This is a genomic window from Veillonella montpellierensis DSM 17217 (genome assembly GCF_000426745.1).
GTDB classification, from domain to species: Bacteria; Bacillota; Negativicutes; order Veillonellales; family Veillonellaceae; genus Veillonella; species Veillonella montpellierensis.
Window position 1 is genome coordinate 17,246 of record NZ_KE384564.1, and the last position, 26,410, is coordinate 43,655.

General features: G+C 40.2%; 18 protein-coding genes. 5 read left to right on the plus strand and 13 right to left on the minus strand.

Annotated elements, in window-relative coordinates:
• From K357_RS09210 to K357_RS0107830, 3 genes are all read left to right on the plus strand, one after another.
• On the plus strand, nucleotides 1-1,320 hold a 1,320-nt coding region (locus tag K357_RS09210; RefSeq protein WP_038114001.1), incomplete at its 5' end, for an FAD-binding protein.
• 1 nt (nucleotide 1,321) lies between these two features.
• Nucleotides 1,322-2,290, plus strand: a complete 969-nt coding sequence (locus tag K357_RS0107825; protein ID WP_028258191.1) for a succinate dehydrogenase/fumarate reductase iron-sulfur subunit — start codon at nucleotides 1,322-1,324, stop codon at nucleotides 2,288-2,290.
• Nucleotides 2,290-3,162, plus strand: a complete 873-nt coding sequence (locus K357_RS0107830) for a CoB--CoM heterodisulfide reductase iron-sulfur subunit B family protein (protein ID WP_028258192.1) — start codon at nucleotides 2,290-2,292, stop codon at nucleotides 3,160-3,162. Before K357_RS0107825 ends, K357_RS0107830 begins: the two co-directional genes overlap by 1 nt.
• Before the next feature lie 698 nt (nucleotides 3,163-3,860).
• On the opposite strand, the gene potE is transcribed toward K357_RS0107830, so the two are convergent.
• From potE to K357_RS09215, 4 genes are all read right to left on the minus strand, one after another.
• The gene (potE, locus tag K357_RS0107835; RefSeq protein ID WP_028258193.1) at nucleotides 3,861-5,201 is read right to left on the minus strand and encodes a putrescine-ornithine antiporter; all 1,341 of its coding nucleotides are present in this window, start codon (nucleotides 5,199-5,201) and stop codon (nucleotides 3,861-3,863) included.
• Between the two features lie 665 nt (nucleotides 5,202-5,866).
• Nucleotides 5,867-7,294, minus strand: coding sequence for an argininosuccinate lyase (gene argH / locus K357_RS0107840; RefSeq protein ID WP_028258194.1), 1,428 nt, complete (start codon nucleotides 7,292-7,294; stop codon nucleotides 5,867-5,869).
• Between the two features lie 149 nt (nucleotides 7,295-7,443).
• Nucleotides 7,444-8,655, minus strand: a complete 1,212-nt coding sequence (locus K357_RS0107845) for an argininosuccinate synthase (protein ID WP_028258195.1) — start codon at nucleotides 8,653-8,655, stop codon at nucleotides 7,444-7,446.
• 1,190 nt (nucleotides 8,656-9,845) lie between these two features.
• On the minus strand, nucleotides 9,846-10,907 hold the full coding sequence (locus K357_RS09215; RefSeq protein ID WP_071838057.1) for a transglycosylase domain-containing protein: 1,062 nt from the start codon (nucleotides 10,905-10,907) through the stop codon (nucleotides 9,846-9,848).
• A 111-nt stretch (nucleotides 10,908-11,018) separates the two neighbouring features.
• Here K357_RS09215 and K357_RS0107855 point away from each other — a divergent pair, with 111 nt between their 5' ends.
• Together K357_RS0107855 and dapF are read left to right on the plus strand one after the other, a co-directional pair.
• Nucleotides 11,019-11,297 carry a metal-sensing transcriptional repressor gene (locus K357_RS0107855; RefSeq protein ID WP_028258196.1) on the plus strand — a complete coding sequence of 93 codons (279 nt, stop codon included), beginning with the start codon at nucleotides 11,019-11,021 and terminating at the stop codon, nucleotides 11,295-11,297.
• A 24-nt stretch (nucleotides 11,298-11,321) separates the two neighbouring features.
• Entirely contained in the window at nucleotides 11,322-12,158 is an 837-nt protein-coding gene (gene dapF / locus K357_RS0107860; protein WP_028258197.1) for a diaminopimelate epimerase, read from the plus strand.
• Nucleotides 12,159-12,864: 706 nt separating this feature from the next.
• Here dapF and K357_RS0107865 read toward each other — a convergent pair.
• The 9 genes from K357_RS0107865 to K357_RS0107905 all read right to left on the minus strand — a co-directional run bounded on the left by K357_RS0107865 (nucleotide 12,865) and on the right by K357_RS0107905 (nucleotide 26,252).
• Nucleotides 12,865-14,205 carry a CitMHS family transporter gene (locus tag K357_RS0107865; protein WP_038114006.1) on the minus strand — a complete coding sequence of 447 codons (1,341 nt, stop codon included), beginning with the start codon at nucleotides 14,203-14,205 and terminating at the stop codon, nucleotides 12,865-12,867.
• Between the two features lie 316 nt (nucleotides 14,206-14,521).
• Nucleotides 14,522-16,072, minus strand: a complete 1,551-nt coding sequence (citF, locus tag K357_RS0107870; RefSeq protein WP_028258199.1) for a citrate lyase subunit alpha — start codon at nucleotides 16,070-16,072, stop codon at nucleotides 14,522-14,524.
• Complete coding sequence (locus K357_RS0107875; protein WP_028258200.1) at nucleotides 16,062-16,994, minus strand: aldolase/citrate lyase family protein; 933 nt, start codon at nucleotides 16,992-16,994, stop codon at nucleotides 16,062-16,064. Before K357_RS0107875 ends, citF begins: the two co-directional genes overlap by 11 nt.
• Nucleotides 16,994-17,263, minus strand: a complete 270-nt coding sequence (citD, locus tag K357_RS0107880; protein WP_028258201.1) for a citrate lyase acyl carrier protein — start codon at nucleotides 17,261-17,263, stop codon at nucleotides 16,994-16,996. Before citD ends, K357_RS0107875 begins: the two co-directional genes overlap by 1 nt.
• A gap of 109 nt (nucleotides 17,264-17,372) precedes the next feature.
• On the minus strand, nucleotides 17,373-18,779 hold the full coding sequence (locus K357_RS0107885; protein ID WP_028258202.1) for a DASS family sodium-coupled anion symporter: 1,407 nt from the start codon (nucleotides 18,777-18,779) through the stop codon (nucleotides 17,373-17,375).
• A gap of 317 nt (nucleotides 18,780-19,096) precedes the next feature.
• Entirely contained in the window at nucleotides 19,097-20,002 is a 906-nt protein-coding gene (locus K357_RS0107890) for a LysR family transcriptional regulator (RefSeq protein WP_028258203.1), read from the minus strand.
• A 55-nt stretch (nucleotides 20,003-20,057) separates the two neighbouring features.
• Nucleotides 20,058-21,812: a pyruvate kinase gene (gene pyk / locus K357_RS0107895; protein ID WP_028258204.1), complete on the minus strand. Its 1,755-nt coding sequence runs from the start codon at nucleotides 21,810-21,812 to the stop codon at nucleotides 20,058-20,060.
• 85 nt (nucleotides 21,813-21,897) lie between these two features.
• Complete coding sequence (locus tag K357_RS0107900) at nucleotides 21,898-25,305, minus strand: DNA polymerase III subunit alpha (protein WP_028258205.1); 3,408 nt, start codon at nucleotides 25,303-25,305, stop codon at nucleotides 21,898-21,900.
• A gap of 122 nt (nucleotides 25,306-25,427) precedes the next feature.
• Nucleotides 25,428-26,252: a M48 family metallopeptidase gene (locus tag K357_RS0107905; protein WP_038114011.1), complete on the minus strand. Its 825-nt coding sequence runs from the start codon at nucleotides 26,250-26,252 to the stop codon at nucleotides 25,428-25,430.
• Between the last annotated feature and the right edge of the window lie 158 nt (nucleotides 26,253-26,410).

Sequence of the window (26,410 nt, forward strand, 5' to 3'; positions counted from 1 at the left end):
CATGTTATTTTGCATACCACATATGAACAATGCTTAAAAGAAGGCGTTCACTTCTTACAAGAATGGTATTTACTTGATCTTGTAAAAGTAGATGGCCATATCTGTGGTGCCGTTATCTGGAACATGAAAGAAGGTAAAGTAGAAACCATCAAAACGAAGGCAATCGTATTAGCCACTGGTGGTTCTGGCCGTATTTTCTGGACTCGTACCACAAATCCATTCTTGTCTACCGGCGATGGTATGGCAGCTGCATTCCGTGCAGGGGCTGCCTTGAAAGATATGGAAATGGTCCAATTCCATCCAACCGGTTTAGGTAAAACTGGTATCTTAATGTCTGAAGCTGTTCGTGGCGAAGGTGGTTACTTATTAAACTCCGAAGGCGAACGGTTCATGAAAAAATATGCACCGAATAAAATGGAATTAGCGTCTCGTGACGTAGTAGCGAAAGCTATCGAAGTGGAAATCGCTGAAGGTCGTGGCCTTGGTGGATCTGGTCTAGACGCTTATGTAGTAGCTGACTTACGCCACTTAGGACCAGAAGTAATCATCGAAAAATTACATGGTATTCGCGACTTAGCGATTTCCTTCGAACATGCGGATCCATTAGTACAACCTGTGCCAATTCGTCCTACTTGCCACTATATTATGGGTGGTATCGACGTAGTAGACTACAAAACATGTGCTACTGAATTACCAGGCTTGTTCGCCGCTGGCGAATGTTCCTGTATCTCGATTCACGGTGCCAATCGCCTTGGCGGTAACTCCTTAGCCGACGGTGTCGTATTTGGTCGTGTAGCTGGTACTGGTGCGGCTAATTACGCTACCACTCATGAACAAGTGGAATGCACAACACAATTAGAAGAAAAAGCAGCTGAATGGGAAGCTAAGTTCAAAGAAGTCACTGCTCGCAAAACTGGTCGTCCTGTTGTAGAAATTCGTGATGCTCTAGCAAATGCGATGTGGAATAAATGCGGCATCTTCCGTAATGAAGAAGGTATGACAGAAGCGTTAAACGAAATCAATCAATTAATTGAAGACTATAAAACTTGCTACGTTGGTGATGCAGAACGTACGTACAATATGGCGTTTGTTAACTACTGTGAAATCAACTCCATGTTGACAGTAGCAAAAGCAATCGTATCTGGTGCTTTATATCGTAAAGAATCGCGTGGTGCCCACTTACGTGAAGACTTTACGAAGCGTGATGATGTAAACTTCTTAAAACATAGTTTACAATACTTACAAGATGACGGAGAGTACAAATTGACAACCCGTGATGTAGTATTCACTAAATATGAACCACAAGAAAGGAAGTACTAAGATGAGACAAATTACTTATAATATCACCCGTTATAATGAAGGCCGTTCTTATGTACAATCCTTTACATTTGATTACGAGCCAGATCGCACTATCCTTTGGGGCCTACAAAAAATCAAAGATACCCAAGATCCTACGTTAACATTCTTAGCAGCGTGTCGTTCCGCTGTATGTGGTGCTTGTTCCGTAAGAGTTAACGGTCAAGCTATGTTGGGTTGCGAAGCTAAAATTGATGAAGTAACAGAACGATTCCATAGCGATACGATCGACATTGCTCCTATCGGTAATTTCCGTGTGATTCGCGACTTGGTCGTTGATTGGGAAGCCAAAGTAGATCGCTTACGTACAGTAGCTCCTTGGATTTATATGAAGGCGGAATTTGCCAAAGGCAACGTGCGTCAAACACCAGCCGATTTCAAAAAATTCGTAGCCGGCACAGAATGTATTCTTTGTGGTTGCTGTGCCTCAGAATGTAATAAATTGACTGCCAACGAAGAAGACTTCTTAGAACCATATGTATTTACTAAGGCCAATCGCTTTGTATTGGATAGCCGTGACGAAGCCCCATTTGCTCATATCAATCCTGCCTTAGCCCATGGCTTATGGAAATGCGTACACTGCATGAACTGTATCTCCCGTTGTCCTAAACATTTGAAACCAGCTCACGATATTTCCAATATGCGTAGAGAAGCAACAAAAGATGGTAATTTTGGTACAGGCATTGACCAAAAAGGGCCACGTCATGCGTTAGCTTTCAAAGACGACTTGAAGAAAACAGGGCGCTTGAAAGAAGTATCCATGAGTTTGAAATCCGATGGTATCGTGGACTCCTCTAAACAAATGTTTTACGCATTACGATTAATGAAACATGCTAAAATCAATCCATTGGAATTAATCGTACCGCAACAACCAGTAAATGGTATTGACGGCGTTCGTAAGCTTATCAAAATGGCAGAGGAGGCTAGCAAATAATGAAATACGCATTTTTCCCTGGCTGCGTACTTGAAAGTGCAGCAAAAGAAGACTATATGGCAACCAAAGCGGTTGCTAAACGCTTAGGTATTCAAATTGAAGAGATTAATGGCTGGACCTGTTGTGGTGCTTCCCATGTGCAAGACATCGAGCCATTGACAACCTTGGCTACCAACGCTCGTAACATTGCTTTAGCAGAAGAACAAGGATTAGATGTATTGACTGTATGTAATACATGTACCCTTATGCTTCGAGAAGCCAAAAAAGAATTAGATGAAAATGCCACTAAACGGACAGAGGTCAACAATATGCTCGCACAAATTGGCAAAGAGTATAAAGGTACTTCAAACATCACTCATTTCTTATGGGTCTTAATTCGCGATTATGGATTAGATAAACTCCGTACACAAGTGATAAAACCACTAACTGGTTTACGGGTGGCTGAATATTATGGTTGCCATATTCTTCGTCCGCAAGAAACAATGGACTTTGAAGATTACCAATTGCCAACTAGCTTATTTGATTTAATTACCGCCATTGGTGCGACACCAATCGACTTCTCTCGCAAATTAGATTGCTGCGGTTTCCATGCCGTATATCCTGCGCATGATTCAGTTATGCAAATGACTGGTTCCATCAATGCAGATGCTGTCAAAGAAGGGGCGGATTGCGTGGTAACTCCTTGCCCTCTTTGCCAAATGCAATTGGATATGTTCCAAAAAGAAGCAGAACAAACTGTATCGAAAGGAAAAGACATGCCAATCTTGCACATGTCACAATTAATCGGCTTGGCGCTTGGCATCAGTCCTAAAGAAATGGGTATGACCTCTCGTCACTTAACTGATGTAGGTTCTATCTTACAGTACATATAGTATACACATGTCATATCGTATAATCGATATACTATGGCATCTATCACACAATAGGTACCTATACCTAACATACTAGGAGGTTATAACAAAATATCCTCCACTAACACAGAGGAACGTTGATAAAAAATATGAACTACCCCCTTCAAAATGATGTTCAAATTTGGGGTGCCGTTCAATAGCAACGTTCCTCTGTATTTATATGTTAATAGGAAAAAGTATCTCAACATATCCTTTTCATTACTCTAGTGTGGTCATGGTCAAATCTAGTACCAATGCATACAGTTACATCAAATCGGAAAAATCTAGCCGACTAGTATCCCATTAAATTATGGCATTTTTCTCAGATAAACAACACTTTCTTTTGACCCCCAAATAATGAAAGTATATACAAAAACTACTAGTATGCGTATAGGTAGTGTACTATACATAAGAGATACCGCTATGTCAAAATAAGTATATCTGTATGGAATCGATATATGACAATACGTACTGAGCCGATAATCACCTTCTTAATGTATATACTACGATATAAGAGGCAAAATATAGTTATATGCTATTTCATTAGGCACAGAGTAGACAATGTATAGTTCTCCTAGCAACAAAATTCAATCCTTCCCAAAGCATAGAAAAGACGTACCGTAATGAGCCATAGTCTCTTTACGATACGTCTTTTCTATGTGTCTATAAAATCTTATAGATTAATCTTTAATTGTCACAGAACGGCTGATAGCGCGACGGAAATAAGGTACTAAGCGAAAGGCTACTTGATAAATCACAAAGCCTATAAGAACCACACTTAACCCGCCAATAACAGCTATATCGCCTGCTGCATACATAGCATATAGACAATATACTAACGCAATCACTAGGAACGGTTTAATGCGCGAGCGCATCGCTAGTGGTGCATGTTCCTTTTTTAATAATTTACTAGCTGCTAACAATGTCAAAATATAAGGGAATACATTGGTAACAACTGCTAGATTAACTAAGTTAACAAACTGACGATTTAAACTTTCATCCGTCGTCATTAACGCCATCCCCGTTTGCACCGTTAAAATAATAACGAGTCCACGTACAGGTGCGTCGGCACGATTAACTCGAGCAAAAATCTTAGGGAATAGTCCTTCTTCTGCACAAGATTTAAATACGCGAGATAATGTAAATTGCCAACAAAGAATGGCACCACAACAAGATATGACCATCATGGCCATAACAATCTTGCCGATTGTATCATTAAACATATAGGCAAAGGTAAGTCCAAATGGTGCGGTAGAGTGTAATAAGTCTACATGTGGCACAATCCCTGCCATAACATTCGTGGAAAAAATATAAATAACCGCTACGATTAATGTACCAAAGAATGTAGCAATTGGTACATTCTTTTTCGGATTTTCTACTGCATCTGCATTAGCTGCTGCTGATTCAAAGCCTAAGAAACTCCAAAGCGTCAATGCGATGGATTCACTAACTGCATCAAAGAATGGCATTCCATTAGGGTTCCAGACGGATACATACATATCCGCACTAAAGTAGTACCAACCAACGGTACTGATGAAAATAACGGGTAGTACGGATCCCCATACGGTAATATTACCAATTCTTCCTGTCCGACGATTGCCTCCAAAATTAAGAATCGCCGCTAACCAAAGTAAAACAATGGTGGCTTCACTAATTTGCCACGGATTCAATGTGACATCAAATAATACAGCTGCGTAGCCGACTGCAGAAATAGCAATCGCTACATTAGCAATGACAAGCGATACGGCATATGCGTAGTTCGCCATAAAATGCCCGGTTCTACCAAAAGTATACTCCGAGTAACCGCCCATGCCACCCCGTTTAGTAGAGAACATACCGCATTGTGCAAAAATGTATGCTAATACTAACGAGCCCAAAGCCGTTACTAACCATGATAAAATCGAAATTGTCCCTACCTGTGCAAGTTGTGTAGGTAACATAATAATTCCTGCGCCAAACATATTAGCGGCTACCAAAGTGGTAAGCTGGAATACAGACATTTTTCTAGCGGTTGTTTTCATGTATCAATCCCCTTTCTCCGGTGGTGAATTTTTTCTCGTCCATAATTCACTGTAATGGTTTAATACCGCCTACACGTACATCAGTTCTCGCGGAAATGGGCAAGAATGTGATGACGTTAAAATTGTGTATTCTATTGTCAGTATACTTGCTAGTATCATTTATACATAATTACAATCATATGATACTATTCATGTTCAAAACTCTTATATAATTATAATTATCTATAAACAAATGCATCAGTATCTGTTTCTTAGTACTGATTTATAATACCATCATTTTCATGAGAATGAAAGTGTTTTTTTACAATAAAAAATGCTTACCAACCTAGTTATTATCTATAATGGCAAGGCTCTATACGAATGAGATTGTCATATATGGCTTATTACCTACACTTTCCACGCTACTACGCTCTACTATGCTCCAATAGAGGACATCAAAAGTTACACACATTGAATAAAAACGGATATTTTAGCCATATATCTCTAATATTTTCTATTTTAACTACCTTAGCTGCATATTTTACCCATTTCTCCGCTTATAGTTTGTAAAATTTTACGGCTTACCTAACCTAAATCGTCTGTATAAAAAAAGCTATCGCCATATGTCCATGATACATAGACATATAGCGATAGAAGAGTGTCACCTGATCCTATCGATAGAGATATTAAGGTTCAACTTGTTGAATGATGCGTAACCATTCTTGTATTTGGGCTTCTTCACGGTGAATTACCGCTTGTCCAACCTGCCGCTGCCGAGCTACGCATTCTGGTGCAGTGCCACTATAATTATTTCTACCTTTCACGCAAGATTCTATCGTAATCGCATCTAAAATATCCGCTTCAAAATGGGGCGAAATAGCTTTAAAGTCTTCTACGGTCAAATCTAGTAATACGCAATGATTTTGAATACAATGTTGCACCGCAGCGCCTACGATTTCATGAGCTTCTCTAAAAGGTACGCCCTTTTTAGCCAAATAATCTGCCATATCCGTAGCATTGGAAAAATCATCGTCTAATACATCATGCATCCGCTTGCCGTTTACTTTCATACCACGAAGCATAGCCGCATTGATGGATAAGCCAAAATGAACGGTATCTATCGCATCAAAAATACCTTCTTTATCTTCTTGCATATCTTTATTATAGGTTAATGGCAGTCCTTTTAATGTGGTCAATAATCCTAGCAAGTGACCGTAAATACGACCCGTTTTACCACGTACTAATTCGCATACGTCAGGATTTTTCTTTTGTGGCATAATGCTAGACCCCGTACAGTGGGCATCATCTAATTCGATAAATCCAAATTCGGTAGTGGACCATAGGATCAATTCTTCACTAAGACGACTCAAGTGCATCATACATAAGGAAGCAAAGCTCAAAAATTCTACTACATAATCACGATCACTCACTGCATCCATACTATTTTCATAGATGGAAGAAAATCCTAATAGTTGTTGCGTATATGATTGATCAATGCCGTAGGTACTCCCAGCTAGAGCCCCCGCACCTAAAGGCATGCTATCCGCATGAGTAAACACTAAAGGCAATCGTTCAAAGTCCCGTTGCATCATGGAAAAGTAGGCCATCATGTGGTGTGAAAACAATACAGGCTGCGCCCGTTGTAAATGGGTATAGCCAGGCATGATAACATCTTCATACTTGCTAGCCACTTCTAAAATAGCTTTTTGCATATCTACTAATAACGTCGCCATATGAACTACTTCTTTACGTACTAGCATATGCAAATCTACGGCGCATTGGTCATTGCGACTACGTCCCGTATGAAGTCGCCCTCCAGCTTCACCGATAGCATCGGTTAATCGTTTTTCAATATTCATATGAATATCTTCTAAGGCTACGGAAAAGTCGAAGGACCCGCTTTCAATTTGTTCTCGAATGGCGGTTAATCCCTCTACAATAGCATCACAATCAGCTTGTGAAATAATGCCTTGTTTTGCTAACATCTTGGCATGTGCTTTACTGCCTGCAATATCCTCTGCATACATTCGTTGATCAAAGGCGATGGAAGATGTGAAATCTTCTACCGCTTTATCGGTTCCCTTTGTAAATCGGCCACCCCATAATTTTGCCATGTAATACTCCTTTTCTTACCATACCTAGCAAGAAGAACCTCAGTCACATATACCGATGTGGCTGAGGTTCTTTACACGCCTATGTACCAATGCATCGGTGATAGGTAGTCCATAGGTATATAGTATCGTCTATGTATGGTACATACTAATTATTGATGAGATTTTTCTTTCATTAATGCATTAATTTTTAATGGCAATCCAAATAGATTGATAAAGCCTTCTGCATCTGCTTGGTTATATACATCATCTTCTTCAAAAGTAACAAATTCTTGACTGTATAAAGAATATGGACTAGTGGCACCAGCACTCATAATGTTGCCTTTGTATAAATGTAATGTAACTCTTCCTGTCACTGTTTGTTGTGTAGTGTCTACAAAGGCTTGAAGTGCATCTCGCAATGGAGCAAACCACATGCCATCATATACTAATTCAGCATATTTATTGGCGATTTGTTCTTTATAGTGGTACGTAGCTCTATCGAGGCAAAGATATTCTAGTTCTCTGTGGGCATACATAATAATCGCTCCCCCTGGATTTTCATAAACCCCACGAGATTTCATGCCTACCAATCTATTTTCTACAATATCTACAATGCCGATACCATTTTTTGCACCTATATCATTAAGCATTTGTAATAAAACAAGTGGGCTTGCTTGTTTTCCATTCACCGCTACTGGTACACCTTCTTTAAAATCGATGGTCACCTCTGTTACGGCATCTGGCGCTTCCATTTGTGATTTACATACTAATAATACATCATCTTTTGGTGCGTTAGCAGGATCTTCTAAATGACCGCCCTCATGAGATAAATGCCATACGTTTTGGTCCATACTATATGGATGTGATTTCGTAGCCACTACAGGGATATTATGCTTAGCTGCATATTCCATACAATCTTCACGGCCCTTGAATTCCCATTCTCTCCAAGGAGCGATAATCTTAGTATTTGGTGCTAATGCTTTGATTGCCAATTCAAAGCGAACTTGGTCATTCCCTTTGCCAGTAGCACCATGAGCGATGGCATCAGCTCCTTCTTGTTGTGCCACATCGACAAGAATTTTAGCGATTAATGGTCGTGCGAAAGAAGTACCTAATAAGTATTTCCCTTCATATACGGCACCAGCTTTTACAGTAGGCCAAATATAATCTTTCACAAATTCTTCTTGTGCATCCACAATATACGCTTTAGAAGCACCAGAAGCGATGGCCTTCTTTTCTACGGCGGCATAATCTTCTGGTTGCCCTAAATTAACACAACAAGCAATCACTTCACAACCATAATTTTCTTTTAACCACGGAATGATAACCGATGTATCTAATCCGCCTGAATACGCTAATACTACTTTTTTTACATCACTCATGGTAGACACCTCTTAACCCCATTACTACGTATTAATTTATCATATGCATAATCTACTGTTGGAGTATAAAACTTGTTCAACTAAGTAAAAGCAAACCATCGGCAAGACTTATATGCAGCTAACACGACCATGGCAATATCACTTACCTATCCGTTTGCTCCTATTCATGCACATATATACTCTATAACTACGGTTTTCATTATACAACCGTAAGAATTTTTATGCAAGTATTTTTTATAAAAATTCTTACAATCACAATTTGATAAACTATCTACACCGCTTTGCACAGCAGATAATGATTAATTAGTTCGTCTTTTGTCAACTTTTACTCTACTACTTATATGTATATTTCTTTATGCAGTCATTATAAATATACTCCATTCATATCACTTTCAAACGGCTACACTACATGTAATCAGTGTATCCATGTCATCAGATTGTACATAATGCATAACATCGTTTCTATGAAAGCACGCCCCATACTACGATTCATCTATTCGAAACTCTATCTAATAAACATGACTTACCTCATAGTAGTCTGTGTTACAGCAAAATGATGATGAAGTCATACTATCATCTACTAAGTGCCGCTGATTTTGCTGTGTCTATTCGTTTACGAGGTCTGCGGATTGCTAATTCTATGATTCATTCACTATGAACGAGGCTTACGTAATTAGCCTACAAGCGATGTATACTGATTACAAAATAAATAACGTAGAAAAAGAAGTAAATCCTCTAGTTGTCATTTAGCTATTTATTATGCATACTAATTGCCGAAATAGATAACTTAGAAAAAGTCCCTATATATCGGCAAACTTGTAGATTCTCATAGTCATATGCCTTTATTCTCCAAGTGACGCATCATAATTTTCTATCTCCCCCTAGAGTCTTATACATCCAAGTTACAAAAAATACACTGAAAGAAATTATTCTTTCAGTGTATTTATATTGATAGTAGTGTCTATACTTTGTATGCGTAAGCAATATCATAGCCTATACGCCAGAAACGTAGATGTGTCTACGGCACAAATCTAAGTCCTATTCTAGTTACCAATGATAAATGGATGCAAAGGATCCATCATCCATATCCTAATACGGCTTGTACTAGTACCTAGAATCATACCGCTCACCAGCATACATAGTTAGTTTGCATAAAGGAATACACCTGTCTACTATGAACGAATCTCTAGTTAATTTCCAATATACCCTGGCGCTCTATCACCGCGCTTAGCCTCTTCAGATGATGCATTATCCTTTGTACGAACAGGATTGTCCGTATCCTTTGAGGAATTCTTATCAGCAGAGGACTTGTCTTTCTTTGGCGTTAACAATTCCGTCGCCTTGTGCCCCGTTACCGCTTCTACTACTGAATCAAGAGAAATGCTTGCTCCATCCTTAGGTAACACAGTATCATCAAATTCTGGCTCATCCTCCATACCAAGGGGATCATGAAACGCTGATTTTGCTTCTGCTGGACTAATCATATCCTGTGCTACCATCTGCATAAGCACCGTATATTGTCGTTCCTTAGCGGCCTGATAGTTATCTCGTGGATTATAATAGGTAGGCGCTTGTGGTAATCCCGCTAGCATAGCTGATTGCGCTAAAGATAGGCGAGCTGGCGTGGTGTCAAAATAGCCTTGTGCCGCCGCCTTAATCCCCGTATAATTATTACCAAAATAAACGGAGTTAAGATACATGGTAATAATCTCATCCTTTGAATAATGCCGTTCTACTAGAAAGGCTAACACCATTTCTTCTAATTTACGAGAAAATGTACGATGACTCGACAAAAAAATATTCTTTACCAGTTGCTGGGTAATCGTGCTACCCCCTTCAACCGTTTGTCCTGCCATGGTATTCATATATAGGGCACGTCCTATGCCTTGTACATCAATGGCGCCATGATCATAAAATCGTTTATCCTCTGCTGCTATTAACGCTTTCTTAGCGAAATCACTAATATTTCCCTCCCTCACTTGGTTATCCGGGCTAACACGTCGATTGATAGCTTCGGCTACAGCATCTTCAATGTGAAATAAACGATACAAACGATCTAACACAGTCAATTGATCTTCCGAGGCCGTACTGCGCTCATCTTCAGGTAGTGTACTACTTGTTTCTTCCGTCTCTATAGTGTCCGTATGGCTTGCTATATATTCATCATAGGCAATTAAACCGCCTACCACGAGAAATAAGGCAATAACCGCGCCAATCACTATACGACATATACATTTTATTAAAATCATCATATACTTATCATATCACATTTAAGTGAGAATTGACATTTATATATATGCTAATTCTATTGTATCGATTTTTCATGTATAATATAGATAAGTATATATAAAGGAGTAAAAATTATGAAACAATGTATGGATGCCCCCAATTTACATCGTCGTATTAGTAAAATTATTGGTCAAGTACAAGCCATCGATCGTATGATTGAAGAGGATGTGCCTTGCGAAGATATTCTCAGCCAAATTAATGCCGCTAAATCAGCCTTACATAAGGTAGGCCAAGTCGTACTGGAAGGCCATATCAATCACTGTGTACGCGATGGCATTGAACATGGCGACGTAGATAAAACAATTTCTGATTTTACAAAAGCAGTCGAACGATTTGCCAATATGGGCAAGTAACCGACTAGAAACGAGGTATTTCCTATGAAATTTACTAAAATGCATGGTTTGGGCAATGATTTTGTCATGTTCACAGATCCTAACGGTGCCCATAAGGATTATACACAGGCTGCCATTACCTTGTGCGATCGTCATACGGGGATTGGCGCCGATGGTATCATTGTGGTCATTCCCTCTGAAATAGCCGATATTCGTATGCGCATCATAAATGCTGATGGTAGCGAGGCAGAAATGTGTGGCAACGGCATTCGTTGCTTTGCCAAATATGCCTATGAAACAGGGGCGATGCCAAAAACAACATTTTCCATCGAAACATTAGCGGGTATTATGAAACCAACCTTAACGATACAAGATGGAATTGTAACAGAAGTAACCGTTGATATGGGACATCCTTTCTTTGATGCTAAGGATATTCCTATGAATATAAGCGCTCACAAAGTCATTGATTATCCCATAACTGTAGCAGGCCAAGAAATGCATATCAGCTCCTGCTTGTTAGGTGTGCCCCACACAGAGGTCTATGTGGACGATGTAATGACCGTTCCACTCACTACCTTAGGTCCCCTAATTGAAACGCATCCTCTATTTCCACGTCATACCAATGTTAACTTTGTACAAATTATCAATGACCATCATATAAAAGTATGCACGTGGGAACGTGGCGCTGGGGCTACCTTAGCCTGTGGTACTGGTTCCTGTGCGTGTGCTGTTATGAGTCACGAAAAAGGATTAACCACTCGTGAAGTAGATGTAGAACTTGCACTAGGCACATTACACATTACCTATCTACCAGACGGCACCGTCCTCATGAGAGGCCCTGCAGAAATTGTATTTGAAACAGAGCTTCCCATGACTATTTAACAAGCATCTCCATATCGATGTCTATCATAGGGCACTAAGAAAGACTCATTGCTCTACAAAGAATAAAAAGGGACTGTAACAAAATAACCCATAAATAAAATAGAGGAAAGTTGAACAAAAAGCATCAACGTTCCTCTATTTTTATATTTTAATAGGCCAAAGGGCCCGAAGGCCCTTTGCATTGGTATAATGTAATTATGAACAAACCTACTAGCAATGCACATACTTATACCAAATTGGTAAGGCCTCACTCACTAGTTTTACCATGGGATTATGGCATTTTGATCAAATAAACAACGCCTTTTTATTCTCTAACTTGAACCTGCTAGCAAGTTAGATTGCCCAAAGAGCGAATCGCACGATTAATAACCATACACCACTGGTAATCGTATCCTAGTGCAGTAATTGGTATATACACTGCTTCGGTAGCACGACTCATTACAAATCATATCCTATAAAGAAATATCTTGCTCTGAGTACGCTATCCCTACATTACGTGTAACAGTAAAAATAGCACCCTATTCTTCTAATTGCTTGGTTACTTTATGATTCTACCGCGTTTCAAAGCAAAGTGGGAAGACTATCAATTAATTGACTCCATGATTAGCTATGAAATGATTCATATTATATGAGAAAGGCTGAAAGAAATGACATGTCATTTCTTTCAGCTCTTTTTTATAACTCTGTCTGTTACATATGAAAATCATTAGATAGTAAATAGACCTAATAAGGCACCAAAAGTAAGAGAAATTAAAGAAAGTACAAATAATCGTGGTGCACAGAATTTTAACATGTCTTTAATTTCTACGCCTGCCAAGCCACAAGCCAAGAATGTTGTTGCCGCATGAGGTGTTACTAATACGCCATAGTTTTTGGAAATCAACATAGCCATCGCCATATTATGTCCATCAATACCAAATTGTTGTCCTACGCTAATAGCGAGTGGTACAAGACCAAAGAAGTAGGAGTCAGTACCTAATAACATACCGATTGGCACACCAAAAATACCGAATACAGTTTGCAAATGTCCACCAATAGCATCTGGCACTAAGCCGATTAACAAGGATGCCATGGATTTCATCATACCTGTTCCGTCTAAAACACCTAAGAAGATACCGGATGCCAATAGGATCATAGGCATGGTCAAGGCTGTATCTGCATGCATTTTAATCGCCTTGGATTGCGCTTTCGCCCCAGGGAAATTAATAATTAAAGCTATGGCCAACCCTAGCATAAATGCGCCATATAATGGTACTTTTGTAAAGCAAAGAAGGCCAATAACACCAAGGGTAATCAACAAGTTAATCCAGATTAACTTAGGTCGTTTCATAGCGTCAAATTCTGCTTGAGAATGACCTATATCACTATCCTCAACGGTGCTATCAAGTAAAGCAGCTTTACCAGTGGCATGTAGACCAGCACCGCGACGTTTTTCAACCCATCCCATATAGGCCGCAAATAGAACGACAATGACAAGTCCTACGCCTTGTAACGGGATTAATTGTTGCCACAATGCATTTACATCTGCATTGAGTACAACACCTGTACGCGCTACAGGACCGCCCCATGGCACCAAGTTCATAATACTCATCGCTGCCCCGATAATAACTAGCAACGTAACTGGTCGAATATGTAACTTCTTATACACTGGCAACATGGCTGGAATGGTAATTAATAATGTAGAAGCTAAGGAACCATCCATATGCGCAATAACGGCAATCAAGGAAGTGGCAATCGTAACCGCCATAATATTATTGCCCGCTTTTTTGGATAGCCAATTAACCATAGGATCAAATAACCCTACATCCCCCATGAGAGCAAAGAATACGATTGAAAAGATAAATAATACCGCTGTAGACCAAGTTTTGGATACGCCAGCTTTCACGAACGCAAAGATTTCGTGTGGTCCAAAACCTACAATCACAGCCGCTACAATAGGCACAATAACAAAAATAGGAACAGGATTTGTTTTTGATTGAATCAACGCCCAAACGATGGTTACAATCATCAAAATTCCCATTACACCAAGAAGTGTTTCTCCATACATAAGCAAATCCTCCATGTATATAATAACAAAAAGTGGGTTCTAACTTATAACAATGTGCTCATTGGTAACAACACAGAGAAAATAATAATTATACATACAAGTACATGACTTACTAACACTCATTCGTTATACTTAGAAAACTAACTATAACATACTATTGATATCGAGCCGATACCATATCTATTAATATGGCACGACTCGATGTTCTATACCGATATAACTATTATTACCATACTGTATTAACTACTACAGCTGTATGATAGCTTATCAATCAAATGCTCTCTAGTCTATTCCAGTAACCATGTACTCATGCGTACTATACTAATGGTTTGCGAACCACGTCAATCACAGAGCCGTCACGATATTCTACGACAGCTACAATATCTTCATCTTTATCAGATACGGTAACTGATTCTGGTTTGCCGACTAAATCAAAAGCAATTTGTTGTAATTCTTCAATTGTATAAATTGGCAAGTTGCTATCTCTTAAGGCATCGATTAAATCTTTGCGATTTGGATTGATAGCAATGCCTCGTTCTGTAACAATCACATCTACAGATGTACCTGGTGTGATAATGGTTTGTACGCGATCTAAAATCATTGGCAATCGACCACGTACTAATGGACATGTAATGACAGTGCATTTAGCGCCTGCTGCTGTATCACTATGGCCGCCAGAAGCACCCATCAACACGCCATTTGAGTCCGTCATGCAGTTGACATTGAAATCAACATCTACTTCTGTAGCACCCAAGAATACTACGTCAAGATAATTCGTCATGCAATCAGTCCAAGGATTAGCATACATGGACGCACTCATTTCAATATGATTAGGATTTGTATGTAATGAAGCTGCCGCTGTTATATCAAATGTTTGTGTATCATAGACTGCATCGATTAGATTGTCTTCTAACATGCCTGCCAAGATACCAGTAGCACCGCCAATACCAAAACCAGCTTTGATACCTTTCGCTTTCAATTTTTCACCGATGAACTTAGCCACTGTCAATGGAGCACCGCCAGCGCCTAATTGGAATGCAAAGCCTTCTTTAATAATCCCTGCTTCATCTAAAAAGGCTGCCGCCATTTCAGCGATTTTAATTTGTATTGGGTTTTTAGTAAATCCTACTGCCCCTGACGCAATGCCTTCTGGGTCCCCAATGGATTCTACTTCTACGATATAATCTACATCGGTTTGTGGTACAGAGTAAGGATATACATAATCTACTAAATTATCAGTAATAGCCACGGTTACATCTGCATAATGTGAATCTACCATAGCATAGCCTAAGGCACCACATGCTGATTTACCTTCAGAACCAGTAAAATTACCGCGACGGTCACAAGTAGGAGCCCCCATAAATGCTACGTCAATATGAACTTCTCCAGATTCAATAGCTCTTGCACGGCCACCATGAGAACGAATGACTACAGGACGTTTTAATACGCCTGGATTGTTAGTAAGAAATTTACCAAGGGCAGAACGCAAGCCTGATGTTTCAATGGCTGTAACGGTACCATCTTTAATCATATCCACTAAGAAGTCATGGCAAGGGCTTAAGGAGCTAGATGCAACGGTAATGTCTTTAATGCCTTTCGCTTGAATGCGTTCCATCACCATTTGGCATATATAGTCGCCATTACGTAAATGATGGTGAAAGGACACTGTCATACCATCTTTTAAGCCTGCTTTTTCAATTGCTTCATCAATGGAAGCTACAATTTTATTAGGCTGTTGTCCATACGCACGTACTGTACGGCCTACACGATGTGTGTTTGGTGTAATCGCAAATTCGCCTTGATATACTTCTTTACCGCTAAGGTACGGCAAGTTTGTTGGGATGTCACGACCTGCTTTATTTAACATTAATTTCAGCTCCTTCATCTACTTCTACTTTAATACCTGCTGCCCGTGCTTTATCAATAATGCGTTGTGCACGGACTACGATAGGTCCATCAATCATTTTTCCGTCTACTGCAATAACGCCTAAATTATTTTTCAATGCATTCGCATAGCTATTCAATACTTTAACAGAATGAGCAATTTCTTTTTCATCTGGTGTAAATACTTGATGAGCCAATTTAATTTGGCTAGGATGAATACACGATTTTCCATCAAAGCCAAGGGCTTTAATATAGGTTACTTCTTCTACAAAGCCTTCAGGATCTTTCACATCAGAGAAGACTGTATCTACGCAACGGATACCCGCTTCACGGGCAGCCAATAAAATCGATTGACGCGCAAACGCCAATTCTACGGCTGGTTTCGATTTACCTGTACGAAGATCAGCGCGATAATCTTCTGCACCAAGAGCAATGCCTACCACGCGAGGGCCATGGCAAATTTCTCGCACATTATATAAACCTTTTACGGATTCAATGGCAACGATGATATTAATAGTGCCTTCTTCCCATCCATTTTCTTTTTCCACTTCTTCAATCTTACGAGCTACTAATTCCACTTCTGATACGTCTTCTGTTTTTGGTAAGCGAATCAAATCAGGTTTAGCAGGAATAATTACTTCCATATCTTTAATACCATATGGTGTTTGTGTAGGATGATTGATACGAACCACTGTTTCTGCACGGAATTTCATAGACTTTAATGCTTCTGCGGTCATTAATCGAGCCGTATCTTTTTCTGTAACAGGAATGGAATCTTCTATATCAAACATCAAACTATCTGAACCGTGAATATCCGCACTGTTAATCATTTTAGGTGAATTGCCCGGTACGAACATCATCGACCGAGAAATACGAGCTTTTGCTGCTTCTGTTAATGCACTCATTATTCTTGGCTCCCCCTTTCTAAGGCACCCATAACACGGGCTTTAATCGCATAGTCCCAAGCTGCTTTATCATCACAAATTACTTTCACACCGTCAAAGCCTTGTTCTTTCACTGTGTTAATAATCAATTCTTCAATATGTTTGCCATATTGACGCATCACTTTTGAAGTTAATTCCACTTCAATACCTGCACTAATTGGTTCCACTGTAACGAGAACATCTTGCTTTTCATCAAAACCAGCCGTAGCAGTTTTCACTAAATGCTTCATAGTATATCCTTTCTTAGGTACATCTGAAAGTTACTACATCGTAGTAACTTTCCCTACAACATAAAATACAATAGGTCTATAAAAAACATTGTGCAATGTCTTTACCTTGTTAACCGATATAGCCTGTAAGGGACCACCATAACGGGCTAATCGTAAAATCAATAATCAAATACACAATAACCAGTAACGCTCCCACAGTCCACCAAGTTTTTACGGTGTTATATCCAGCGGAGAAAATAATTGGTCCTGGGGACGCACCATAGTGTGTTAAGGAGCCGCCAAACGCATTCGTCGTCAACATTAATAAGCCGAATAGCGCAGGATCTACGCCTGTCGCCTTACCCACTGTCAAGAATACGGGCATCATAGATGCGATATAGGCTGTACTGGAGGCAAATAAATACCGAATAGCGCAGCTGATAACCGCCAATATAACTGCCACCATAAGTGGGGAAAGGTCGAATGCCATATGACTTTCCATGAATATAGCCAACCAGTCAAAGAATTTCGCTTTTGATAAGGCTGTCGAAATACCGAGTAAGCCACCAAACCAAATGAATGTGTTCCACACCGCTTTGGTTTCTACAATATCATTCCATGTAATAATCTTAGTCAATAAGGTGAATGCCATCGCTACCAGTGCTACTGCAGTGGCATTTACGGCAATACCGATAGATGGCAAGGCCCAACCGATAAGGGCTAAGACGAAAATCACACAGAGGATTTTTTCACTACTCTTCATATCGCCTAGTTCTGCTAACCCCTTAGCGGCTAACGCTTTATTATCAATGGTTGTCACTGTAGGTCGATCCACATAGTACGCAATCAACGGTGTGATGATTAGCATTAACAAACCAGGAACGATCATGGCTAATGCCCATTCACCCCACGTCAATGAGATGCCTAAAATTTTATTCACAAAGTCTAAGGCAAGTAGATTGGGCGCCATGGCGGTCATGAAAATAAAGGATGTTATTTTTGTAACAAAATAACCATTCATCAAAATATAGGAACCACCTTTACGGGCTGTTTCACCAGGAAATGAGTGAATAGATTCTGCAATGGATAAATTGATTGGATATACAATGCCTGCTGCACGAGCCGTATTCGATGGTGTAGCTGGAGAAAGTATAAAATCAATCAATGCCGTTACATATCCCAAGCGCAATACGCTGCTACCAAATAGACTCACTAAATGATACGCCAATCGATGTCCCAGTCCCGTCTTACCAAACGCAACACTTAGCGAAAAGGCTGCAATAATCATCCATAAGGATGTGGAGCCATAGCCAGCCAATAATATTTTGGCATTATCCATAAAAATAGAAGATGCGGCAATAATGGCTAAAAATATAATCTGTACGGAATAGGGTTTTAACATAAGCCCTACAATCGCTGATAAATAAAAACCTAATAGGCGCCAACCTTCTTGACTCAACCCGTCTGGGGCCCCTGAAAACCATGTATATAATGGAATGGCTATCATGATAGCTAATTTCCAAATTTTGTTATTCATACAAATCCCTTCTATCGACTTACTACTCTGTATATATTCCACCTAGAATCTATACTATACAAAACTACACAACATATCTATTTCTATACACTAAGTCTATAACAATATCCTTATAATATGTGTATATGGAATACATATCATTCCATACATTCATTATATATGGTCTAGTAGAAGAAGAAAAATAGAAGCCTCTTATAGGGGGGTATAAAACTTTTATACCTATTGAACAACAACTACGTAACTCTTGTTACTTAACAAAAAAAGTTCACGTCTATATAATACATAGACATGAACTTTCATTATCCATATAAGGACACTCATTCTTTGTAAAAGAACGATGTGTCTACTACTTCGTGTTCCTTATAATACGCTGTCACAAATTCTATAAAAATTTTAGCAGCTGATAAATTTAATATGCTTTCATTATAAAACATCTTTGTGCTTCTTGTCACGAAATTTCCCTGTTTATCACATACGGGGCGCACCACAATATCTCGATCCTTGCAAGAACCAAGTCCCATATAAGTAAGGATTGACCAGCCTAGTCCTTCCCGTACAAAGTGGCGACAGGTTACCATGGAATTCACTTCCATCCCTAATGTTAACATTTGTGGAATATGTTCTCCACACCAAGTTTCAATCACATTGGCTACGGTTGGATCTGTTTGATATCGAATATATGGAATGTCCCCTAATTCGTGAAATGGAACGGGGTCTTTATAGACAACACAGTACGGTTCCTCTAATAAGGTAGTAGCTTGACCTACACCATTATAGTCACCTCGTGCAAAGGCAATCATGCATTCGCCAGAATTAAAAGATTTAATTGCTTGGTGGCTAAATCCTGTTTTTACATGCACCGTAATGTCTGGATACTGTTCCCTAAACAGTCGTAACAAGCGCGGCAATTCATAATCAGCAAAATTAATGGAAGAGGAAATTTTTAAGGTGCCACTAATTTTGCCCGATACGGAGCTTAATTTTTGTCGCAATGACTCTTGTTCGCCTAGCATGTGGCGGCAATATTCATAAAACACTTCGCCCTCTGGCGTAAGGATAATCCCTTCATTGGTTCGCAATAATAAAGATATATCTAACTCACGTTCCATATGACGCAATCGATAGCTAAGAGCCGGTTGCGATATAAACAATTTACCAGCTGCTTTCGTAATATTCCCTTCTTCAACTACCGTAGTAAACGTTTTCCATTCTCTTTCATCCATAGATTGCTCCTATCTATCGGCATACACGATGCCCTACAACACCAACACATCTATGTTAACGAGCATTAACGGTTCCTTCAAATACTTTTCCCCGTACGCCATCAACAGTAACAATTTGACCATCCTCCAAAACACGTTCTGCCTCTTTTGCTCCCAAAATAACTGGTATGCCTAAGTTAATACCTATAATGGCTCCATCCGATGTAAATCCATCTTCTACCGTAATTAAGGCACCTGCCTGTTTTGCTAATGCCATATAGTTAGGCTCCATAGTTCCTATAACAAGGATATCCCCTGGTTGAAAGTGTTCATGACTTTCATGGCGACTGGCTATGTATATACGCCCCGTAGCAGACGTACTGCCAAGGCTATTACTATCAATTAACACATTGCCCGCCACGTGCACGCGAATCATATTCGTTGTGCCATGTGAACCAGATTGTACACCGGCTGTAACGACGACTAAGTCGCCAGAAGAGATACAATTATCCGCTAAGGCTTGGTGTATGGACTGGGTTACCATGTCGTCAGAATTAGTACATGCAGGTCCTTTAATCGCCTGAACGCCCCAATACAGTTGCATACGTCGAATCGTAGCCGCATGAGGTGTTACCGCTACCACTTGACAGCTAGGCCGATGGCGTGCCACGCCAATCGCCGTAGCGCCCGTTTCTGTACAGGTAATAATCGCACTGGCCCCTAAGTTGTTAGCCACGTCTACACTGGCCGCACAAATCGATTCCGTCGTATTCATGGAGCCTGTTCTAATTTGCCGTCCCGCATTGTCATAAATACTCGCTTGTTCTGTTACTTCTGCAATTCGTGTCATCGTTTGTACCGCTTCCACAGGATAGGCACCATTTGCCGTTTCCCCACTCAGCATAATAGCATCTGTGCCATCTAAAATCGCATTCGCCACATCGCTTGCTTCTGCTCGTGTTGGTCTCGGTTGATGAATCATAGATTCTAACATCTGCGTCGCCGTAATGACGACTTTCCCCGCTTCATTGCATTTTCTAATAATCATTTTCTGCAATACAGGCACTTCTTCCGCTGGAATTTCCACGCCTAAATCGCCACGAGCTACCATTATGCCGTCCGCCATTTTTAAAATATCATCGAGGTTGTTAAGACCTTCTGCATTTTCAATTTTTGCAATAATTTTTATATCTTTTCCCTTGCCTTCACTTTCTAAGATGCGACGAATGGCCACCACATCTTCACCGCGTTGTATAAAAGAAGCGGCGATGTAATCCACATACTGTTGGCAGCCAAATCGTAAGTCTGCTTCATCCTGAGCGGATACGGCTGGCAAATGTAATGGCACGCCTGGCACCGCCACACGCTTACGATCGCCAATTTCTCCACTGTTATTCACATAGGTCACAATATCCGTATCGGTAATTTCTACCACCGATACCTCCACAAGTCCATCGGCTAACAAAATACGATCTCCTATGGATACATCATGAATAAGGCCCGCATAACTAACGGTGCTACGTTCTTGATTCCCCATAACCGCTTGCGTCGTCAATGTAAACGTTTGTCCTGCTTGTAAATATACTGTTCCCTCTTCAAATAGACCTAGTCGTACTTCTGGTCCTTTCGTATCCAACATCAATGCCACTGGTTGCCGCACAATAAGTGCTGCATCACGCACCATGTTCATTCGTTCTTCTTGCTGTTCATGCGTACCATGAGAAAAATTAAACCGCGCCACATTCATGCCAGATTTCAACATGTTTTCTAATATACCCGGTTGGTCGGTACCTGGGCCTATGGTACATACAATTTTAGTTCGCTTATTCATACTATACCTCTATAGGCATACACATTCCATCTCTATTACATAATAGAAATCACTGGTGGAATCAGGTATTACCTTTACTAAACCATTAATAAAACTCTATACAATCTTCACCTAAGATCGTCACCAACTGGTGGCACATCTCGTCTGTCGGTGTAAAGTAAAAACTTGGATGCAACGGAATAGATTTACGTTGCTTCTCTAAATAAAAGCTAACCGGTACATTGCCCGTCGCCTTCGTAAGTAATGTTTTTAATTGTTGGCTCACTTCTGGTGTATCACACTCTATAGGAATATGAATCACCATCCGTCGCACTGTATGATAATTAACTTTCAAAGGCATGACGGACTCAGCGATGATTTGAACGCCTTTTTCATCTGCATCAACACGACCTTTAATTTTAACAATCATATCTACCGCTATATAAGGTTGTGCTTTTTGATAGGTTTGTGGAAACAAAACTACATCACTAGCGCCAGTAAAATCTTCCAACCGCACAATGGACATCAACTCATTGCGTCGTGTCATGCGATCTGTTTTACTCGCAATCAAACCTCCCACTGTCACTTGCTTGCCATCATAGGCTTCTGGATTATCTCGCAAGCGCCCCAATTCAAACAAGGACGATAATTCATTGGCATAGCTACTTAACGGATGTCCCGTAATATAGAATCCTGTATATTCTTTTTCATCCTTTAACTTTTCCTCTTCCGATAAATCCTCTATATGAGGCGTCTTAATATAATCTATATCTTCTTCTAACCCACCAAACAAATTCATCGTTCCTAAGGCTTGATCTTTTTGTTGTTTACTGCCCACAGCCTGAGCCGCTTCATACATATGCAACAACTGATTGCGATTTTCACCAAAGCTATCCATAGCACCACAGCGAATTAAACTTTCTAATAACCGTTTATTCACCACTTTCGCATTCACCCGTTTACAAAAATCAAGAAGTGACACATATTGTCCCGCTCTTTGGCGCTCTACAATAAGCTGATCAATGGCATTATCCCCTACATTTTTAATGCCCCCTAATCCAAAGCGAATCGCCTTATCTTGTACCACAAATCCATGTTCACTGTAATTCACATCGGGGCCCAATACAGTGACATCATGTTTCTTACATTCATTAATATAATAGGTAAGTTTATCCATGTTCGTCATAAAGCTCGTCATGGTAGCTGCCATAAATTCAGGGAAATAATGTGCTTTTAAATAAGCCGTTTGATAGGCAATATACGCATAGGCAGCACTATGTGATTTATTAAATCCATACCCTGCAAAATACACAAGCAAATCAAAGACTTCATTAGCAATGGCATCGTCAATCTGATTCTTACGGGTGCCAGCGATAAAAGATTCGCGCTGTGCTTTTAAGACAGATTCTTTTTTCTTACCCATAGCACGACGCAATAAATCAGCTTGCCCCAGTGAAAAGCCACCCATAACAGAGGCAATTTGCATAACTTGTTCTTGATACAAAATAACACCGAATGTATCTTTTAAAATAGGCTCTAACAAAGGATGCAAATAAGTTACTTCGCGCTGTCCATGACGACTTTTAATAAAATCATCTACCATGCCACTGCCCAATGGACCTGGCCGATATAGGGCCACAAGGGGGATTAAATCTTCAAAATGTTCTGGTCCTAAGGCCATTACAAGTTTTGTAATCCCCTCTGACTCTAGTTGAAATACCCCTGCCGTATCGCCACGACTTAAAATTTCACACGCCTTTTTATCATCCAAGGGAATGCGATTTATATCAATCGTAAGGCCGCGATTTTTTTGAATGAGTGCCAACGCATCTTCTATAACTGTCAACGTGCGCAACCCTAAAAAGTCCATTTTTAACAGACCTAACTCTTCAATATTATCCTTGTCATATTGCGTCACAAATCCTTCTTCATTGGCATTTTGCACAGGCACGTGATCGTCTAAAGGATCTGCAGAAATCACGATGCCTGCTGCATGGGTTGACGTATTACGAGCAATGCCTTCTAGCTTTAGGCAAAAATTAATAAGTTCCTGTACAGCCCTATCACTTTCATAGAGCACTTTTAATTCTTTACTTTTCAAAGCCTTTTCTAAGGTGATGCCGAGTTCGTTAGGAATCATTTTAGCAATGCGGTTTACTTCGGCTAATGGCATGTCTAAGACGCGCCCTACATCGCGAATAACCGCCCGTGCCGCCTCTGTACCGAACGTAATAATTTGCGACACCCGTTCTTGTCCATATTTAGCGGTTACATAGCGAATGACATCGTCGCGCCGTTCATAGCAAAAGTCCATATCAATATCGGGCATGCTCACCCGTTCAGGGTTCAAAAATCGTTCGAACAAAAGATTATATCGCAACGGGTCTAATCCAGTAATTCCCAACAGATAGGCCACTACAGAACCAGCGGCACTACCACGACCAGGACCGACTGGGATATGATGATCCCGAGAATATTTCACGTAGTCCCACACGATAAGAAAATAATCATCAAAGCCCATATCTCCAATAATACGCAGCTCATAATCAAGGCGCTCCATCAATTCTTCTGTCGTGCTTTCATAGCGATGAGGAATCATGGACTCGCATAGGTTTCGCAAATAACTATGTGCCGTTTCTCCTTCTGGCACATCGTAATGGGGCAAATGATGCTCATCGAAGGAAAATGTCACGTTACACCGCTCAGCAATGCATAACGTAGTATCCAAGACCTCGGGAACATGCGAAAACAGTTCCGCCATTTCATCGCCCGTTTTCATATAAAACTCGTCATTGGGAAATTTCATGCGATCCACATCAGCTCGCTTGGCCCCTGTCGATATGCACACCTTAATATCTTGTGCATCCGCATCATCACGATTCACATAGTGAAAGTCATTGGAGCAAACTAAGCCCACCCCATACTCTTTGCTTAACTGAATCAATGCCTCTTGTACGGTGAGTTCTTCTGGAATACCGTGATTTTGAATTTCTAAGAAAAAGTTATCCTTACCGAACACATCAATATACCATTCTATGGTGCGCTTCGCCGCATCCATATTGTCTTGCAGAATATATTGAGGTATTTCTCCTTGTATACACGCACTCAACGCAATAAGGCCTTTACTATGCTTTGCAATCAAGTCATGATCCGCTCGTGGCTTAAAATAATACCCTTCTGTAGAGGCTTTGGAAACAATTTTAACTAAATTGCGATAGCCTTCCATCGTTTCCGCTAACAATACCAAATGCTTAAGTCGTTCTCTCCGTCGCCCTTCTGGTTTATCGAAGCGACTCTCAGCCGTCACATAGATTTCACAACCAATGATTGGTTTAATACCTGCGGCTACGGCTTGTTTATAAAAGTAAATGGCTGCATACATATTCCCATGGTCAGTAATGGCTACTGCAGGCATATTGCATTCTTTTGCTTTACTGATGACATCTGGTAAACGCGAAATGCCATCAAGCAAACTAAATTCAGTATGTCCATGAAGATGTACAAATGGTCGCATAGTATGTCCGCCTTTCTCACATAATAATCCAACTATATTATACCATATATATCGATTATCTTTACGAATCTAACTAGTAGATTTCTCTTGTCAATACCATCCCTACCACTAGTAACAGTCGATTATCTATGGTGTGACGGGTGAAAGTAAGCCCTCATCTGTGCCTTACGCATACGCCAATCTGGCAAGATGCTTTCTACTACGGCATGAAACGCTGGAGAGTGATTGGGATGAATAAAATGGGCATATTCATGAACCATAACATATTCAATAAATGACTCTGGCCCATGAAGCAAAGTCAAATTCATTTTAATGATGCCTTTGCTCGGCATACACGATCCCCAGCGGCTACGCATGCGTTGCTCTTTAATCTGAGCCAAAGGCACATCATAAGAGGCCGCTAAAAATCGTTCTTGTACCAGATTAGACCATCGAACAAAGACGGCATGACCCCACGTTTTTAAAAATTTTTCACCCATCGCCTGTCGTTCTTCACAGGTTGCCTCTGGTAAAGCATACAAAGTAAGGGTCGATTGTCCATCGTACACCATCCGTGATTGTCGTTTACTAGGAGCCCTATTCACCACTAGCGAAACGGGACGGCCTAGCAAAATGATGTCTTCCCCTTCTGTATAGGAAGGCCTAAAGCGTCTATCATCCGCTTGTCGCAAGCGCCACTCTTTTCTAGCTCGCTCAATAAACGATAGATGAGATACTACAAAATCATCGATTTGTTCTACCGGTACAGACCGTGGCGCCGACACACGCACCGAACCATCCGCAAGTACTCGTAAATTAATACGTTTTACAGGCTTTCTCGTCAGCTCATAGGAAAGGCATTCCCCATCCTCTTCGATTACCCGTTCCAAAGTCGTTACTGCTGATGATGGCTGACTTACGCCGCCTATAAAAGGCAATCTTCTTATCCTATCCCATAGTCTATTCATCATTCATCCTCTACTACTCTACCCATCGTAGATGTATACTACCATACACCTATGCATCCTAAGTATATACATCCCATATATACTAATATGCTACGTATCACTTCATGTATATTCATCATATCACATTCGTCTAGCATACCCTAGGCTCACTACTATTT

Coding starts and splice junctions, on each gene's coding strand:
- K357_RS0107855 (WP_028258196.1), top strand. CDS start 11,019: ATGAAACAATGTATGGATGCCCCCAATTTACATCGTCGTATTAGTAAA.
- argH (WP_028258194.1), bottom strand. CDS start 7,294: ATGGCAAAATTATGGGGTGGCCGATTTACAAAGGGAACCGATAAAGCG.
- K357_RS0107890 (WP_028258203.1), bottom strand. CDS start 20,002: ATGGATGAAAGAGAATGGAAAACGTTTACTACGGTAGTTGAAGAAGGG.
- potE (WP_028258193.1), bottom strand. CDS start 5,201: ATGAAAACAACCGCTAGAAAAATGTCTGTATTCCAGCTTACCACTTTG.
- K357_RS0107845 (WP_028258195.1), bottom strand. CDS start 8,655: ATGAGTGATGTAAAAAAAGTAGTATTAGCGTATTCAGGCGGATTAGAT.
- pyk (WP_028258204.1), bottom strand. CDS start 21,812: ATGAATAAGCGAACTAAAATTGTATGTACCATAGGCCCAGGTACCGAC.
- K357_RS0107865 (WP_038114006.1), bottom strand. CDS start 14,205: ATGTATGGAGAAACACTTCTTGGTGTAATGGGAATTTTGATGATTGTA.
- citF (WP_028258199.1), bottom strand. CDS start 16,072: ATGTTAAATAAAGCAGGTCGTGACATCCCAACAAACTTGCCGTACCTT.
- citD (WP_028258201.1), bottom strand. CDS start 17,263: ATGAAGCATTTAGTGAAAACTGCTACGGCTGGTTTTGATGAAAAGCAA.
- K357_RS0107900 (WP_028258205.1), bottom strand. CDS start 25,305: ATGCGACCATTTGTACATCTTCATGGACATACTGAATTTAGTTTGCTT.
- K357_RS0107825 (WP_028258191.1), top strand. CDS start 1,322: ATGAGACAAATTACTTATAATATCACCCGTTATAATGAAGGCCGTTCT.
- K357_RS09215 (WP_071838057.1), bottom strand. CDS start 10,907: ATGATGATTTTAATAAAATGTATATGTCGTATAGTGATTGGCGCGGTT.
- K357_RS0107875 (WP_028258200.1), bottom strand. CDS start 16,994: ATGAGTGCATTAACAGAAGCAGCAAAAGCTCGTATTTCTCGGTCGATG.
- K357_RS0107885 (WP_028258202.1), bottom strand. CDS start 18,779: ATGAATAACAAAATTTGGAAATTAGCTATCATGATAGCCATTCCATTA.
- dapF (WP_028258197.1), top strand. CDS start 11,322: ATGAAATTTACTAAAATGCATGGTTTGGGCAATGATTTTGTCATGTTC.
- K357_RS0107830 (WP_028258192.1), top strand. CDS start 2,290: ATGAAATACGCATTTTTCCCTGGCTGCGTACTTGAAAGTGCAGCAAAA.
- K357_RS0107905 (WP_038114011.1), bottom strand. CDS start 26,252: ATGAATAGACTATGGGATAGGATAAGAAGATTGCCTTTTATAGGCGGC.